The following is a 16,464-nucleotide window of genomic DNA, read 5'->3' on the forward strand; positions in this document are numbered from 1 at the left end:
AAGAGGAGGTCTTATACCGGGGCGCCTGCGGGAAGTCAATATCGTCTCGGTGACGGTTTTCGTCAGGCGAAAGTTGCCAGAGACGGCGCAAATATGTTTTAAGAGAGCCCTCACTTTTTCTGAACAGTTATGCGGTCTTCATGTCCACTCATGCACCCCATGCCGCGAGGCATACTTCTCCTTATCTGCTCTCCGCCAGCCAGCTGGTGTTTAACATCGGTTTTTACGCGGTGGTGCCTTTCCTGGCGATTTATCTGCGCGATGACATGCTGCTCTCCGGTGGGCTTATCGGCACTATCATCGGGCTGCGCACGTTTTCACAACAGGGCATGTTTCTGCTGGGCGGCGCGCTTTCCGACCGCTACGGCGCGCGCGCCATTATCCTGTGCGGCTGCGTGGTGCGAATTACGGGTTATCTGCTGCTGGCGCTGGGCGGCTCGCTGTGGGCGGTGGTACTCGGCGCGTGTCTGACGGGCGTTGGCGGCGCGCTGTTCTCTCCGTCGATTGAATCGCTGCTGGCGCAGGCCGGCACGCGCAGCGAAGCGGAAGGCAAACGCAGCCGCGCCGAGTGGTTTGCGCTTTTTGCCGTCTGTGGCGAACTGGGCGCGGTGCTCGGCCCGGTACTTGGCTCGCTGATGGCCGGGTTTGGTTTTAAAACGATGGCGCTCGCGGGTGCGGGCGTATTTATTGTCGCGCTGGTGGCGCTGTTTATACTGCTGCCGCGCACGCCGCATCGCGACGGGCCGCTGCAGATTGTTCCCTGGTGGCAGACCTTTCATCAGCCGCGCTTTGTGGCGTTTATCCTCGCCTACAGCGCGTATCTTTACAGCTATAACCAGCTTTATCTGGCGTTGCCGGTGGAGCTGCGCCGCTCCGGCAGCAGCGATGCCGCGCTCGGGCCGCTCTTTATTCTCGCCTCGTTGTTGATTATCACGTTGCAACTGCCGCTCGCGCGGATCTCGCGCCGTTTCGGGGCGGCGCGTATGTTACCGCTCGGTTTCGGGCTGCTGGCGGCCTCGTTTGTCAGCGTGGCGCTGTTTGCCCCGCTCCCGCCTTTTGCGGGCTGGCTGAGGCTGTTGCCTGCAGCATGCATGGTGACGCTCCTGACGCTGGGTCAGATGATTATCGTTCCGGTGGGGATGGATCTGGTTCCGCGTTTCGCGGCGGGCCGTAATCTCGGCGCGCACTACGGCGCGCTGGCCTCGATGGGCGGCGTGGCGGTGCTGACCGGCAATTTTCTGCTGGGCGACGCGCTGGATAACGCGCTGACGCCTGGCCCGCAGGCAGCGGTGCCGTGGCTGCTGCTGGCAGTCTTTCCGTTGTGCAGCGCGCTGGCGATGGCCGTGCTGTGTCGCTTCTACGCCCCGAAGGGCTAAAGCGCAGTCGAGAGAAGGAAAATTACCCGCTGAGTGACATTGTCACGTTTTAAGCGGTTCCGTGGGCTGTTAACCCGCTATGGCGGCGGGGAAACCACACAACGGCTGGCTTCTTTAAATGCTATGTGTGCACTACGGTTACGCGTTAGCGGAACAGGTCAAACGGTAACTGATCTTTAACAAAATTAATCTATCGCTGCACACGCCAGTGTGCAGCGTCGGCTGCCTGAAGAGAACGTTCAGGCGCAAATTATCAGGCCAGTTATCATCCGCAGGGCGCGCCGGGATCCCAGGACGTGACTGTTGGGAGTGACGGATCGCAGCGCATAAACACACACATGCTAGGCGTTGATGTCTGCCGTCTCTCTTTACTTTTTATGAATGGTTAAAAACAGCAGAATAATATTAGAAACGCTTAAGAATTTTCTTGGTTTCTGAAACCGGTCTCATCTTTCAATCCACATATGGCTTTATTTTTGTGTTTTTAATCAGGCTTACCTTTACTGATACTTTCCTGACAATATCTCCATACTTTTTTAAATAGATGGCACGATATAACCTTTTCAATAAGTTCTAAAACTGTGTTTTAAATAAAAGGAATAATGGGTGAGGTAATAAAAGCCGTACGCTATTTCACCACGGTGATTAAAGAAGATACAGATAAGTGGATGAAAAAAGGAGATTTAATGGAAGAGCGGAAGCGTCATCAGCCCTGATAACGCTTCCGGGAGAGTGTTTAACGGCGCTTGCCGCCGCGTGAAGGCAGCGTACGCGATTTCACCAGAACAGTATGCTTATAAAAAGCATAGCCGATGATGACAACCAAAAAGACAATCAATGCTATGGTCATTTTGACGATAACCTTCCTGATGGTGCGACTATTTTAATAATGACGGTATATCATACATGAATCTATATTACAGATGCATCTTTATTATTTTCAGGGCTGTTTAGTCTGCGTTTAATAATATTCTGTGCCGCAATCCATTATCAATAGCACGTTAAACCGGCGCAGGTTTTATCCCGAGGTTATTTGTTATGCACGTCCATGTTGGTGAAATAAACGCCCGCTGATTTACGCTACCATAACCCCTGTATTCGGTTGTCATAGCAAAAACGGATGATCCGCTGTTTCCGCCCTTTCTGTTCTCCTCCACGATACCGCCTCTGTAGATTGCTACTTATTAAAATGTACCTTTGAAAAAGTAGCTTTACCGAAAAGCACGCTTAAGGGGATAATCCTGCTACTTTTTACGAGGCGCAACATCGCGGCTGCGTGCGTTTACGAGGGGATGATGACGGAACTGCCTGACGACAATCTGCTGCCCGGCCCTTTTTCAGGTCTCGATCCCCATGCGGTGTCGGTGGGTGACGAGGCGCGGCCTCTCAACCCGGCGATGGCCTATCTTTTAAGCCTGCCTTCCGCCGCGAGCCGCCAGACCATGCGATCCTTCCTGCATATCGTCGCAGGCATGCTCGGTGCTCGCGCGTTGCAGCACTGCCCCTGGGGCAGCCTGCGTCGTCATCATGTGCAAGGACTGCTGGAGATGCTGTCGGCTTCCGGGCGCGCACCTGCCACCATCAATACCTATCTGTCTGCCCTGAAAGGTACCGCGCGCGAGGCGTGGATGATGAAGCTGATGGACACCGACAGCTATCAGCAAATCCTTGCCGTGCGGGCGGTACGCGGCAGTCGTCTTACCCGCGGGCGTGCCTTGACTCCGGAAGAAGTGCGCGCGCTGTTTTCGCTCTGCGAGCAGGACAAAAGCTGTAAAGGCCCGCGCGATGCGGCGATGCTGGCGGTGATGCTGGGCTGCGGACTGCGCCGTTCGGAAGTGGTCGGGCTGGATTATGCGAGCATTCTTGAGCAGGACCAGGCGCTGCGCGTGCTCGGCAAAGGAAACAAAGAGCGGCTGGCATTTATGCCGGACACCGTCTGGCAGCGGCTCCGGCACTGGACTGACAGCGTACGCGGCGAACACCCCGGCCCGCTCTTTACCCGCATCCGCGCGGGTGACGATGTCACGTCTGAGCGCCTGACCCCACAGGCGGTGTACCATATTCTGAACGAACGCCGTCTGCAGTGCGGCATCGATAACTGTGCACCGCACGATCTTCGCCGCACGTTCGCTTCCATGATGCTCGATAATGGCGAAGATCTGATAACGGTACGCGACGCAATGGGCCATGCCAGCGTCACGACAACACAAAAATATGACCGCCGTGGCGATGCCCGCCTGCGCCGCGCGGCAGGCAAAATTAAGCTTTAAAAAAGCGGTTAACGGCCCATTGCGTGGCCCGGCAAAATGTTACGCTCACCATCATCGTTCAACCCTTTCTCAACTTCCAAAACCAGGGACAGGCATGGTTTCAACACTGACATGGATTGACCACGACAGCCGCGCGCGTGAACGCACACTTCGCATCCTCGCACAGTTCCAGGAAAAAGAGAGCCGGGATGAACTCGGCATCGGCACGGTGCGTGATAGCCTCGCGGACTTACTTTTTCCCGGCACCAGCACCATCCAGACACGGCTGCGTTATATGCTCTTCGTTCCCTGGATTTACCGGGCGCTGGAAGACAAAAAAGTGACTGCCGCGCAGTTTGCCGGCGCTGCGGATAAGCACGAAAGAGAACTGGTCAGACGGCTCCAGACGGCCGATGACCATCACGGGATGTTCGGTAAAAATGCCGGTGGAGATATTAAACGTCTGCCCAGCTCCGTTTACTGGGCTGGTCTTGGTGCCTGGCACATTCGGCTTACACCTTTTTCTCAGGGCCAGTATCACCAGCGGATCGATGAGACCTATCGCCAGAAGCACCGCATTGCACGCCAGCAGCGTCACGCCCGCGATCGCGCGGATGATCCCGATACCGAACCCGACAACGTGCATAACTGGCATCCGCGGTTACCGGCGACGCCTGCTGACTTTCCTGAAAAGGTGACGTTCCTGCTCACTCGCGATGAGGCTGAGTTCATCCGCGACCGTCTCCAGGCGGCATGTCCGCACAGCCTGCTGGCCTTTCTGGCCTTACAGGACGATAAGCCGACAGGCGCGTATCCCTGGGAGTATGCCAATAGCGGTCGCTTTTCCGCGACACATCAGACGATCCTTCACCATGCACGCCTTTTCTCGGAAGTCATGCATGGCGCGGCGCTCTCCTATAACTACCAGCTTGCCGAAAAGATCGAGCATGAAGGGCTGCGTGAGCTTCATGAAGAGAATTTTCAGGAATGGCGCAATGCTCTGCCGCTTGCGGAGATTGCACGCTGGAACATAAACGAGTTGTGGGCGCTTACTCACCGGGAAGGCCATCAGATAGCTCCGCAGACACGCCATTTTATCGAATCCTGGGTGCGGTATCTTCGCACGACGCCAGACGCGCTTCTGATGGGCGATGCCAGCGCGCTGATTCAGTATCGTGAAAAAAAATTAAAAGGACCGCGCTCGCGGTTCACTAACAAGCGCGCGCAGGAGCAATGGCGCGGTCACTCGGGTACGAGACGGATCAATTATCGCTGGAATACTGTTAAAACGTTGCTCGCTGATTTGCACCAGGGGCTGTGTCAGGAGGCGGTATGCTAAGCCCGGATGCAAGAAGCCTCTATACCGCCGCGCTGACGCCACCGCCGGGTATGCGTTTTGATGAGGCGCTGGCCACGACATTTTCACTGGATCCTACCTGTCTGCTCGAAGCGCCGGTGCATCTTGCACTGATGTCCATGGAAAACCAGGCAGAACAGAACGGCCTGGCCATGCTTGAATCCCTGCGTCGTTATGCCGGACGCATGACGGTCTATGTTCAGCGCGGACGCATTCAGTTGCCTGCCATAGTGCGACCCAATCCGTTATTTAGTCTGCTTGAGCCGATGATTGTCGAAGTGAGCGCGCCCAACGGCGGTGTGTTTCACCCGAAAATCTGGGTGTTGCGTTTTGTCGCTCCCGGTCAGGACACGGTGATGTACCGCCTGTTGGTGCTGACCCGCAATATAACGACCGATCGCTCGTGGGATCTTTCGCTGCAGCTTGAAGGCGTCATGGGGCGCAAAAAAAGGCCGGTGAATAAGCCGCTGGCTTATCTGCTGCGCCTGCTGCCGGGTCTCGCGAGCAGAGGCATTGCAGATGAGAAAACGATGCAGGCGCAGCGAATTGCTGATGAGCTTTATCGCGTTGAATGGGAGTTACCGGCAGGTTTTCAGGAGATGGCGTTTTATCTGCCGGGTATTAAGGCATTTAACTGGATCCCGCCTGCCTCACTGCGCATGGCTGTCATTTCACCGTTTTGTTCCGATGAGGCGCTGAACGCGCTGGTACAAACGACACAGCGTGCCGAGGCGTTGATTTCCCGCCCGGAGGCGCTGGCAGCGTTAAAACCCGCCACGCGGGAGGCGTTCACGCAGTGCTCTCATTTAGACGATGCTGCGGAAACCGACGATGGTGAAGACACAGACGTTGTCGATATGGCGGCATCGCTCGCGACGGGCCTGCACGCCAAAGCGTATCTTTTTGAAACCCAATATTATTCTTTATATACGCACCTCGTAATGGGCTCTGCCAACGCGACTAATGCCGCGCTAAAAGCTGCCAGAAATATTGAGTTGCTGGTCGAGCTAAAGGGGCGCCAGCGCGATATCGGCGGCATCGATACGTTGCTGGGCAAAGAGGGGATGGGCGAATATCTGGTGGATTTTCAGGCAGATGAGTTACCGCCGGTGGATGCAAACGCCCAGGCTGCCGCGCAGGCGCTGGAACACGCCAGAGCACAACTGGCCGCGTTGCCGCTGTCGCTTATCTGCGATCCGGTGGACGATGAGCAGTGGCGGCTCACGCTGGAGGGCGTTTTGCCGAAGTTTAAAGGTGTTGCGACGCTCAAGGCGTGGCCGGTCACGCTCATTGGCGAACACGCGGTTTTATTGCCGACAGAAGGCGCTGACGGCCCTTTCCCCCTCGGGCAGTTTTCGCTGCGGGCTGTCACCGGGCTGACGGCGTTTGAGCTCTCTACCCGCGAGCCCGCGTTGTGCGTCCGGTTTGTGCTTAATCTGCCCGTGACGGGCATGCCTTCAGAGCGCAACGCGGCTATTCTGCAAAGCGTTATCAGCAACCCTGACGGCTTTCTGCGTTATCTGCTGTTATTGCTGGATCAGGATGACCCCGCACTGCCGCTACAGGAAAAGTACAGAGTCGCTGCCGGGTGGCTGGCCCGTCTTGCCGATGGTGAGGATTTTCCTCTGCTGGAAATGCTGACACGCGCCGCCAGCCGTACGCCAGAACGTTTAAAAGAAATCGCGTCGCTTATCGGTGAGCTGCGCCAGGGAAACCGGAACGCGGTGATCCCGGAGGATTTTCTGGCGCTCTGGACGGTATTTGAAGCCGCCATGGAGGACGCGAATGTCTGATAATCGATTTTCTGCGCAGGCAGCGCTGGCCACGCTGAAAGATTTTCAGTGTGATACGGTCGATTATGTGTTTGAGCGGCTGTTTGGCGAAAACAACACCACGCGGTTTCTTGTCGCCGATGAAGTCGGGCTTGGCAAGACATTGATTGCACGGGGCGTTATCGCCAGAACGCTGGAACATCTGCAGGATAAAAAAGATCGTGTCGATATCATCTATATCTGCTCCAGCGCGGCGATTGCTGGTCAGAATCAAAAAAGGCTCAATCTCAGCGGCTCGGAAGGGTTCTCGCTCTCTACCCGGCTGACCTATCTGCCACGGCAGGTCAGCGAGCTGCGCAATAATAAAGTTAACTTTATCAGCCTGACGTCAGGCACAACCTTCGACCATACCGTAAGCCGTGAAGGCCATGCGGGAGAGCGCGCCATTTTGTACCGGATTTTGTATGACCTCCCGCTGGGCCAGGGCGAGCGACGCGCCCGGTTGCGTACAGGGCTGTTAAATCTTCTACAGGCGCGAATGGGAAAAGCGAGCTGGCGCGCCACCGCGCAGGGGCTGCGGGCTGATGAACTGGATAATGACCTCTGCCGGATGTTCCGACGCGAAGTGCTCGACGATAAACCGCTTTACGCGCAGCTTAAGCAGGGTTGCGAGCAGTTTATACGTTACCGTGACAGCAGCCGGATCCCGCCAGACGATACGCAGTTACGGCTTCGGCTTATCATGGCGCTGCGTCAGAAACTGGCTTTCGTTTGTCTGAAGGCCCTGAAGCCCGATCTGGTGATCCTCGATGAGTTTCAGCGGTTTAAGCATCTACTGGACGCTGAAGACGATACCGCGCGGCTCGCCACAGCCCTGTTTGAACAGAAGGAGGCGCGTGTTCTGCTGCTTTCCGCCACGCCTTATAAAATGTTCACGCTGGATAACGAAACCGGGGAAGACGATCATTACCCGGATTTTATCCGCACACTGTCATTTCTGATGCGCGATCCGGCGCAGGTCAACCACGTCAGCGCGCTGCTTTCCGCTCACCGGGCCGCACTGCATGCCGGTATGCCTGAAGGTGAAAAAGCACGTCTTCAGGATGCGCTTTTGCGTGTGATGTGCCGCACCGAAAGGATTTCTGATACCCGCGACCGTAACGCCATGCTCGTTGAAGTTCCCCGCATAGCGCCGCTGCAGGCCGCGGATATCCGGCATATTCGTGCCGTTGATGCGGTTGCGGCCTGTGTGGACTCAGGCGATCTGGTGGAGTACTGGAAATCGACGCCCCATTTGCTCAACTTTCTGAAGCGCTATGCGCTGCGTAATAAACTTGATGCGGCTATCGATGCGCCGTCACCTGCGCTCTCTGCGGCGCTGAGAGCGGCCCGCGATGAGTGGCTGACGCCCGGTCAGCTGGATGATTACCAGCCGCTTGAACCCGGCAACGCGCGGATGCGGCTTCTTTTTGAAGACACCATCGATAACGGGCTCTGGCAACTGTTATGGATGCCGCCATCGCTTCCGTATTACACACCAGGCGGCGTCTGGCAGGGGAAAAGCCATCTTACCAAGACGCTTATCTTCTCCTGCTGGAATGCGGTGCCGGATGCTATCGCCACGCTCTGCTCTTATGAGGCAGAGCGCCGGATGGTCAGCGGCGCGTCGGTGACGCATCGCGAGCTTTATCAGAAAATCAAACCGCTGTTGCGGTTTGCGAAAGCCAGCGCGGACGACCGTCTGACCGGTATGCCAGTCATGGCATGGCTGATGCCCTCACCGGTCCTGGCGACGGCGATTGATCCACTCACGATGGCCTGTGCCGGGAATAACGGCCCGCTCCCGCTGGAAACCGTGCTGGAAGCCGCCCGTGACATCTGCGAGACGCTTGTCGCCGCTTTACCCTCCAGCCCGGCGGAGGGCAAAGCCGATCCGCGCTGGTACTGGGCTGCGCCGGTGCTGCTCGATGCGCAGGGCGGGCTACTGGCGTGGTGTAAAGATCCACAAGGCTGGCGGGCGCTGGTGACGCCTGATGCGGATGACGACTCCCACTTCACCGCGCATCTGGAACAGCTGACAGACGCCGCCGAGGGACGCCTTACGCTCGGGCCGAAGCCAGACGATCTGGTGGACGTGCTCGCGCTGTTCGCGCTTGGCGGGCCTGGTACCTGCGCATTGCGTGCGTTACAGAGGCTGGATCCGCAGACGTCGTGCGACAGCATGGCCCTTCTCACCGGTGCGGCGACCATCGCCTCGGGGTTCAGAACCCTGTTCAACATGCCGGAGACCATTGCGATGCTGCGTGGCGCAAGTGAGGAGACCTACTGGCGTTTAACGCTGAAATATGGAGTTGAGGGCAATCTGCAATCCATGCTGGATGAATATGTCCATACGCTCCGGGAATCGCCTGGCGTGCAGGGATCTGGCGTCGCGGCACAGGTGGCCACCCTGTCCGCGCATATCCAGTCTGTTCTATCGTTGCGTGTCTCCCGGCTGCATCTGGACGCGCTGGAGGCTAACGATGCGGGCTTTGAGCGTGTAGAGTTTTCGACCCGCTGCCGCTTTGCGCTGCGGTTTGGTGATATCCGGGATGACAATAACGACGCGCTGGTACGGGCAGAAAGCGTTCGCGATGCTTTCAATTCGCCGTTTCGCCCGTTTGTACTGGCTTCCACGTCCATTGGCCAGGAAGGGCTCGATTTTCATACGTGGTGCCATGCGGTGATGCACTGGAATCTTCCTGCAAATCCTGTCGATTTAGAGCAACGCGAGGGCCGGGTGCATCGTTACAAAGGGCATGCGGTGCGGAAAAATATCGCGCATGCTTATGGCATAGCGAGCCTTAAGGGCCACAACGCGGGCGACCCGTGGCAAACCCTTTTTGCGCGGGCAGCGCAGGACAGAGCGCCTGGGCAGTCCGAACTTATCCCTTACTGGATCTTTGAGAACGGCCCGGCGCGCGTGGAGCGCCGTATTCCCGTGCTGCCTTACAGCCGGGAAACCGGCAAGCTCAAAAGACTGAAGCAGGGGCTCGCGTTGTATCGCCTGGCGTTCGGACAGCCGAGACAGGAGGACTTACTCTCAAGTCTCAGCCATAACGCCCCGATCTCTGAAGACGCCCTTGCCGGCGGGCTGATATCACTTAAGCCGCCCGGCCGGTCCGGTAAAGCGTAACGCCGGTTACGGCGCAATCTCCTGCCCGCGATAATCGATAAACCGGCACTGCAGGTAAACGCAGCGTGCTGTTGCTGCATCCCGGCTGGGTCCAGACCGATATGGGCGGCGAACGCGCGCCGGTGACGGTAGACGAAAGCGCGGCTGGGCTTAAAAACGTTATCAACGCCGCGCTGGATAATCTGCAGCGCCGATGTCACCGCGAATGAGCGCGCCAGCGAATTCAGCGCGCTCTTACTGGCGCGGTAGAGCGCCATGTCGCCGGTATCGTTATTCGTAAAGCTTGCGGTACTGGAAGACATAAACGCAATGACACCGCCTTCACGGACCTGCGAGAGCATCGTCTCCGCGAGTCGCACCGGCGCGATAGCGTTGGTCAGAAAGAGTGTGGCGATCTCCTGTTCGGTGGCCTGCGATATGCTCTGATGATCGGGGCCAAAAATACCGGCGTTGACGATGAGCGCGTCAAAGGTCACAGCGCTGAGGTGTTCTTTGAGGTGGACTACGCTTGCCGTGTCGGTCATATCGACGATTTGCGTGGTGATACGCGGATGGGTGTCTTTGTGCGTTGCGTCACGCACCGTCGCTATCACGTCGGCGCCCTCCTGCGCGAAAGCATTCGCCAGACCGCGGCCAATCCCGCGCGATGCGCCGATAATCAGGATATGTTGTACAGTCATGATTTTTTAACCTGCAATAATAATGAACCCATACTGATGGGCTAAATCACTCCGCAAGGCGGTAGACCCCTGCTCCCCAGTAGCCTTTTTCCGGTTTACGGATTTCACGCCAGCCCTGACGAACAAGGCTGCGGGCAATCAAACGATTCATGATGCCATGCCCCATCAAAAGCACCGGACTTTGCGCGTTACCGGCAAGCGCAGCGAGATTTTGCGCAGCCATTGCCGCGCGTGCTTTTGCGGCATGCAGCGTTTCAGCATTGCCCGATAATCCGCACAGCCATAACATGCGGAAAATGCCACTCCAGGCCAGCGGCGACAAACGCAGCCTGCCAATACTGTGCACCGGCAGTTCTGCCTCCCGGTATAGCGCATCGGTTTGCACTGGATCACAACCCATTGTTTTTAGAGAAGAGAGGGCACGAGGTAAATCGCTGCTGATAACAATGCCCGCTCTGGCTGCTAACGCGCGGCTTGCCTCAGGCGGTAAGTCATTCCCCGTACCGGCCTCGTTATAACGGCTTATCCAGCCTGGCATATCGCGGGAGCCGATCGCGCCTGAATGCGCTATATCAGGGCTGCCGTGACGCATCAGAATAATTTCCATATCTTCCATTCCACGGGTGGTTTACCTGGCGTGAAAAAAATATCCCACCAGCGCCAGTACCACCACAATAACGCCTGAGAAAATCGCTCCGCTGGCCCATGCGAAGGGAGCGATCTCTTCTTCTTTTTTGATATCCGCGTAACGCTTTAGTGCCTGCTCTGCCAGGGGCGCGTCAATCTCTTCGAACTGCTTTTCATAGCCTTTGGCTTTAAGCCGCGAGGCTTTTTCGGTATCGGCTTTATCGAACGCAAACAGCTGAGTGCCTTTCTTATAGAAGACAAATGTGGTCATGGTGGACTCCTGTCGTGGTGACGCGCTATGCCTAACATACCGGAGCGGAATACATTTTGTACATGAATACCTTAAAGCGCTTTTAGCAGAAAAGCAGACCGTCGCTGATACATACAACCATGAATAAGTGTCCATCAGCCGGAATGGAAAAACAGAGGAAGTGGTGGCGGGGAATTATTCGCAGGGCGGTCGGGCATACAGGGAATGATCGGTAATCCGCCTGTAAAAACGCCCGGTACAGGTACCGGGCGTGGCATAAAAAATAACGTTTTTTATCTGCTAATCAGAAGCTCTGCCAGTCGTTATCTGATACCGCGGCGGCGGCGGGCACCGGGCGCAGCGTTTTGATTGGCGTCACCGGCGCGGCGACATGACGCGCCGCGCTTTTCGCATGACTGGCGGCGGCGATGGTAAATGCACCAACCAGCTGGTTCAGGGATGCGGCCTGCTCCATCAGCGACTGCGACGCCGCCGAAGCCTGCTCGACCAGCGCGGCGTTCTGCTGGGTTACATCGTCCATCTGGTTGACGGCCAGATGCACCTGATTGATGCCCTGCGCCTGCTCCTGCGCGGCGACCGAAATCTCATCAACAATATCCGTTACCTGACGCACCGCCTCGGTCATTTTGCCGATATTCTGGCCGACGCCTTCCGCCTGCGCGGAACCGGTTTCGACGTATTGCATTGAGTTCTCAATCAGTTCTTTGATTTCCCGCGCGGAGGAGGACGAACGCTGCGCCAGCGTGCGCACTTCACCGGCCACCACGGCAAACCCTCTGCCCTGCTCGCCCGCACGCGCGGCTTCTACCGCAGCGTTGAGCGCCAGGATGTTGGTCTGGAAGGCAATCCCCTCGATCATCGCGATAATGTCGGTGATTTTCGAGGAACTGTCGCGAATACTGCTCATGGTCGTCAGCATGGTATTGACGCGCGACTGGCTGTCTTCCGAAATATCACGCGCGTTTTTCGCAAGCTGGCTCGCAAGCTGGGTATTTTCCGCAGTCTGACGCACGGTTTCGCTCAGCTCTGACATGCTGGCGGCAGTCTGCTCCAGCGAAGCGGCCTGTTCTTCTGTGCGCGACGAGAGATCTTCGTTACCGGCGGAGATCTGCCCGGAGGCCGAGCTGACCGACTGCGCGGACGCTTCGACAGCGGCGAGTGATGAAGCCACATTGGCTGCCAGCGTATTGTACGCTTTGGCCGTCTGGCCTATCTCATCCTTACGGGAATCGTCAGCGCGCAGTGTCAGATCAAGATGCTCGCTCGCCGTTTCCAGCGTCTGGCGCATGCTGTTGAGCTGGTTGCGAATCGAGAAGATGGTCTTCAGCGTGAAAAAGCCGAGAATAAGGATGACCACTGCCGAGCCGCCAATCAGCGTCCAGAGCGTCTGGTAATAGGAGCTATCATTTTCCTTACGCAGCGTTTTGCCGACGTCAATGTTGACCCCCAGCTGTTTCTGGTACAGCGCGATCAACTGACGCGCGGCACCGCCGACACCGTTGTCATCACGCAGTGCGGCGAGCGCGAGAGCGTTGTTGTGTGCACGCGAGCTCTCTAAAAATGCCGGTAACCGGGACTGAACCGTCTGAATCAGCGTACCGGCGCTTTCAGAAATCTGCCGGTCTTCCTCGCTGGAGATTTCATTTTGCAGGTAAAACTGGTTCTGCGTGGTGATGCGGTTAATGACCGTATCAATCTCTTTTTCAATCTCGGCCTGACCTGATGCGTCAGCGGTATTCTGGTGGCGGTAGAGCCAGATAATCAACGTATTACTACCATCAATCATTTTGCCGATATCAAGCACCGACGGAAGTGTGTTTTCCTGGACGTACTGGAACCTTGCCTGAAAATTGCTGACGACCACCACCGACGTAATCACCATAGCGATCAGTGCAGCAGAAAGTAATGAAAACGTCAGCATAAGACGTTGTGTAATGGACATGGAGTGTTTCCTCGGTGATGCTTATTTTTGCTGTATGGAGCCAGTGCTTAAATCAAACCGGCACAACGAATATCGGCAGCCAGGCATGCAATAATTAGCCTCCGGCAGACGCTTTCTCGTATGCCCATGATTAACAAAACATTAAATTTTTTAAAGTAATGGCCTGGAAATGGTGTGGGAATTTGTTGCGGTGCTTTTTTAGGCTCGCCATGGCGCTTTGCTCTAAGGTTTATGTCAGTAAGCGAAAGCCTGTGCGCCGTTGCGCAGGCGTCGGCACACCTCAGGAGGCCTTTGTGATCACACTGTGTAACGCCTGCGGCACGTCATATCAGGTTGACAATGCCCGGCCGCAACGCTGCAAAATTTGCGACGATGAGCGGCAGTTTGTCCCGGTGACGGGGCAGCAATGGGTAGCGCGCGATGCGCTGCTGGCGACGCATTCCAATAAATGGAAGCAGCATACCCCGGATCTTTTCAGCATCCGGACGGTGCCGGATTTTGCGATTGGCCAGCGTGCGTTTCTGCTGCGTACCCCGCAGGGAAATATTCTCTGGGACTGCGTCGCCACCCTGGATGACGCCACAAAAACCCTGATTGCCGCGCTGGGCGGTCTGATGGCCATTGCCATTTCGCATCCGCACTTTTACACCACCATGCAGGACTGGGCGGCTGCCTTTAACGCGCCGGTGTATCTGCATGCCAGCGACCGCGAATGGATAATGCGCGACAGCCCGTTTATCCGGCTCTGGGAGGGAGATGAACTGACACTGGCTGAGGATATCCGCGTGATTTGCCTCGGCGGCCATTTTGCCGGTGGCTGCGTACTGCATGACGCGCGCGGCGACGGCCTGCTGCTGACCGGTGATATTTTGCAGGTGACGCCGGGCACGAAGAGCGTCTCATTTATGTGGAGTTACCCGAATATGCTGCCGCTACCGGCCGCCACCGTCAGCGCAATGACAGACCGGCTGCGAGGCGTGCCATTTTCGACGCTATGGGGCGCGTTTGAAGGCCGTGAAATCACTGCCGACGCCAGCGAGCGGGTGCGCCGTTCGGGCGAAAAATATGTGGCGTGTCTCAATCGTGCGGATTAACGCTTTTTTATTTCGTGACGCTCAGGCCCGTTCATACGCGACCCGACCATCAACATAGGTGCGGTATATCGCGCGATCGTCACCCAGCGTCATCATCACGAAAAGCTTATCAAACAGGGTCGCGGAATTGTCATAGCGGAGCTGCTGCAGCGGCGTTGAGGTCGGATCCAGCACCACAAAATCGGCCTCTTTGCCGGGCATGAAGTTACCAATAAGATGATCAAGCCCCAGCGCTTTCGCGCCGCCGAGCGTGGCAAGATAGAACGCCTCGTCAGCGGTTAACGGATAGCCCTGCAACTGCCCGACTTTGTATGCCTCGTTCAGCGTTTGCAGCATGTTGAACGTGGTTCCCGCGCCGATGTCCGTCCCGATACCGACGTTCACTTTTTTCTGCCACGCTTTTGGCAGATTAAACAAACCGCTGCCGAGATAGAGATTAGATGTGGGGCAGAAAGCGATGCTGGAGCCCGTGTCTCGCAGGCGATCCCACTCGCGCTCTTTAAGATGAACACAGTGCGCGAAGATGCAGTTGTGCCCGGTCAGGCCATAGTGGTGATACACATCCAGATAGCCGTCACGCTCCGGATACAGCGTTTTCACCCAGTCAATTTCGGCGTTGTTCTCTGATAAATGCGTCTGGAACCAGGTATCCGGATATTCTTCGCGCAGGCGCTGCGCCATCGCCAGTTGTTCCGGTGTCGAGGTCGGGGCAAAACGCGGCGTGATGGCATACAGCAGCCGCCCTTTTTTATGCCAGCGTTCAATCAGCGCCTTGCTCTGTTCATAACTGCTTTGCGCATCATCCAGTAGCCAGTCGGGCGCGTTGCGATCCATCATGACTTTACCGGCGATAAGACGCATATTGATCTGGCTGGCTTCCTCGAACAGCGCGTCCACCGACTGCGGATGTACTGAGCCAAAAACCAGTGCCGTTGTGGTGCCGTTTCGTAATAACTGCTTAATAAAAAAAGCGGACATTTCGCGCGCGTATTCCCGATCTTTATAGCGTCGCTCGGCAGGGAACGTATATTTATTGAGCCAGTCGAGGAGCTGTTCGCCATACGCGCCGACGATTTCACTCTGTGGGTAATGAATATGCGTATCGATAAAGCCCGGCACCACCAGTTTTCCGCGGTAATCACGCACGCGGACCGTATCCGGAACCTGTTGTTTTCCTTTTTCCCACTCACCGAACCATTCAATTTTCCCGTGACGAATCAGCAGTAAGCCGTCTTCCATAAACCGCAGCGCCGGTGCTATCTCCTGAGGCGTTTCAGCGGTCCTTGTGAAATCAATAAAACTGCCGCGTACGGCTTTTAAGGTCTGTTCTGCTGACATCATCACCTCCTGCAGTCTGTCTTTTTTTCTTCTGAGACTCTCTATTGATGGGTTTTAATGCACTTTTCGTAGTATAGGATTTTCTCTCTGAGGGGCATTGCGATGGCGCACGTCATGTCCGGCGCACAGGCTGAAACGGCGTGCCTCTACCCTGCTAAGCCAAAAACCGTGCAGCGGATTAATGGTTTCACTACACCTTCGGAGTGGGACTGACGGAGTCAGGCCGTATCTCCGGCCTGCGGGTCCGCAGGAGCCGCCTGGCGGTGTAGTTACAACATACATTTAAGCGAATCTGGTTTACCCGCCCTTCGGGCGGGCGCGGGCGGCCCGGCAATGGGCAATTGCGTGCTCAGGGGTTCAGGAGAGAATCCGACGCCACAACCGTGGCCGGAAGCGACACGGGCGTTTCCGAACGGTGCCTACGGTTTCAGTGGCGGTCCAGCATGTTTGAATTGTATGTTGTAACTATAAAAAGGCGTTTGTGGTGTGCTTTTACTGGTAATGGTGACTGACAACATCGATAGTGTATTGCCGTCAGTAAGCGTAAACGTTACGCAACTACGACGCTAACAGGAGACGTTCC

Annotated in this window: 10 protein-coding genes and 1 pseudogene; 6 read left to right on the forward strand and 5 right to left on the reverse strand. The window is 56.4% G+C overall.

Annotated elements, in window-relative coordinates:
- The first annotated feature begins 140 nt into the window (after window positions 1–140).
- The 5 genes from CSK29544_RS21695 to CSK29544_RS21715 all read left to right on the forward strand — a co-directional run bounded on the left by CSK29544_RS21695 (window position 141) and on the right by CSK29544_RS21715 (window position 9,929).
- Window positions 141–1,376, forward strand: a complete 1,236-nt coding sequence (locus tag CSK29544_RS21695) for an MDR family MFS transporter (protein WP_029039506.1) — start codon at window positions 141–143, stop codon at window positions 1,374–1,376.
- Between the two features lie 1,295 nt (window positions 1,377–2,671).
- Window positions 2,672–3,646, forward strand: coding sequence for a tyrosine-type recombinase/integrase (locus tag CSK29544_RS21700; protein ID WP_029039505.1), 975 nt, complete (start codon window positions 2,672–2,674; stop codon window positions 3,644–3,646).
- A gap of 94 nt (window positions 3,647–3,740) precedes the next feature.
- Window positions 3,741–4,964, forward strand: coding sequence for a DUF6361 family protein (locus tag CSK29544_RS21705; RefSeq protein ID WP_007896813.1), 1,224 nt, complete (start codon window positions 3,741–3,743; stop codon window positions 4,962–4,964).
- Window positions 4,958–6,775: a phospholipase D family protein gene (locus CSK29544_RS21710; RefSeq protein ID WP_029039504.1), complete on the forward strand. Its 1,818-nt coding sequence runs from the start codon at window positions 4,958–4,960 to the stop codon at window positions 6,773–6,775. Before CSK29544_RS21705 ends, CSK29544_RS21710 begins: the two co-directional genes overlap by 7 nt.
- On the forward strand, window positions 6,768–9,929 hold the full coding sequence (locus CSK29544_RS21715) for a helicase-related protein (protein ID WP_029039503.1): 3,162 nt from the start codon (window positions 6,768–6,770) through the stop codon (window positions 9,927–9,929). Before CSK29544_RS21710 ends, CSK29544_RS21715 begins: the two co-directional genes overlap by 8 nt.
- A gap of 236 nt (window positions 9,930–10,165) precedes the next feature.
- Here CSK29544_RS21715 and CSK29544_RS23610 read toward each other — a convergent pair.
- The 4 genes and pseudogenes from CSK29544_RS23610 to CSK29544_RS21735 form a co-directional block, all read right to left on the reverse strand.
- Window positions 10,166–10,609: pseudogene (locus tag CSK29544_RS23610) on the reverse strand (SDR family NAD(P)-dependent oxidoreductase); the annotation flags it as partial.
- A gap of 46 nt (window positions 10,610–10,655) precedes the next feature.
- Window positions 10,656–11,225, reverse strand: a complete 570-nt coding sequence (locus tag CSK29544_RS21725; protein WP_007896792.1) for a histidine phosphatase family protein — start codon at window positions 11,223–11,225, stop codon at window positions 10,656–10,658.
- A 12-nt stretch (window positions 11,226–11,237) separates the two neighbouring features.
- Window positions 11,238–11,507 carry a hypothetical protein gene (locus tag CSK29544_RS21730; protein WP_007873284.1) on the reverse strand — a complete coding sequence of 90 codons (270 nt, stop codon included), beginning with the start codon at window positions 11,505–11,507 and terminating at the stop codon, window positions 11,238–11,240.
- 283 nt (window positions 11,508–11,790) lie between these two features.
- A complete protein-coding gene (locus tag CSK29544_RS21735) occupies window positions 11,791–13,449 on the reverse strand; it encodes a methyl-accepting chemotaxis protein (protein WP_029039502.1) in 1,659 nt (552 codons plus the stop codon).
- A gap of 293 nt (window positions 13,450–13,742) precedes the next feature.
- Here CSK29544_RS21735 and CSK29544_RS21740 point away from each other — a divergent pair, with 293 nt between their 5' ends.
- Window positions 13,743–14,543 carry an MBL fold hydrolase gene (locus CSK29544_RS21740; protein ID WP_007896786.1) on the forward strand — a complete coding sequence of 267 codons (801 nt, stop codon included), beginning with the start codon at window positions 13,743–13,745 and terminating at the stop codon, window positions 14,541–14,543.
- A 21-nt stretch (window positions 14,544–14,564) separates the two neighbouring features.
- Here CSK29544_RS21740 and guaD read toward each other — a convergent pair whose 3' ends face one another.
- Window positions 14,565–15,881 (reverse strand): guanine deaminase, encoded by a 1,317-nt coding sequence (guaD, locus tag CSK29544_RS21745; protein ID WP_007896785.1) that lies wholly within the window; start codon window positions 15,879–15,881, stop codon window positions 14,565–14,567.
- Window positions 15,882–16,464: the final 583 nt, after the last annotated feature.

Origin of the sequence: Cronobacter sakazakii, from assembly GCF_000982825.1 — a bacterium.
Lineage (GTDB): Bacteria > Pseudomonadota > Gammaproteobacteria > Enterobacterales > Enterobacteriaceae > Cronobacter > Cronobacter sakazakii.

Coding starts and splice junctions, on each gene's coding strand:
- CSK29544_RS21735 (WP_029039502.1), bottom strand. CDS start 13,449: ATGTCCATTACACAACGTCTTATGCTGACGTTTTCATTACTTTCTGCT.
- CSK29544_RS21730 (WP_007873284.1), bottom strand. CDS start 11,507: ATGACCACATTTGTCTTCTATAAGAAAGGCACTCAGCTGTTTGCGTTC.
- CSK29544_RS21700 (WP_029039505.1), top strand. CDS start 2,672: ATGACGGAACTGCCTGACGACAATCTGCTGCCCGGCCCTTTTTCAGGT.
- CSK29544_RS21705 (WP_007896813.1), top strand. CDS start 3,741: ATGGTTTCAACACTGACATGGATTGACCACGACAGCCGCGCGCGTGAA.
- guaD (WP_007896785.1), bottom strand. CDS start 15,881: ATGTCAGCAGAACAGACCTTAAAAGCCGTACGCGGCAGTTTTATTGAT.
- CSK29544_RS21710 (WP_029039504.1), top strand. CDS start 4,958: ATGCTAAGCCCGGATGCAAGAAGCCTCTATACCGCCGCGCTGACGCCA.
- CSK29544_RS21725 (WP_007896792.1), bottom strand. CDS start 11,225: ATGGAAGATATGGAAATTATTCTGATGCGTCACGGCAGCCCTGATATA.
- CSK29544_RS21715 (WP_029039503.1), top strand. CDS start 6,768: ATGTCTGATAATCGATTTTCTGCGCAGGCAGCGCTGGCCACGCTGAAA.
- CSK29544_RS21695 (WP_029039506.1), top strand. CDS start 141: ATGTCCACTCATGCACCCCATGCCGCGAGGCATACTTCTCCTTATCTG.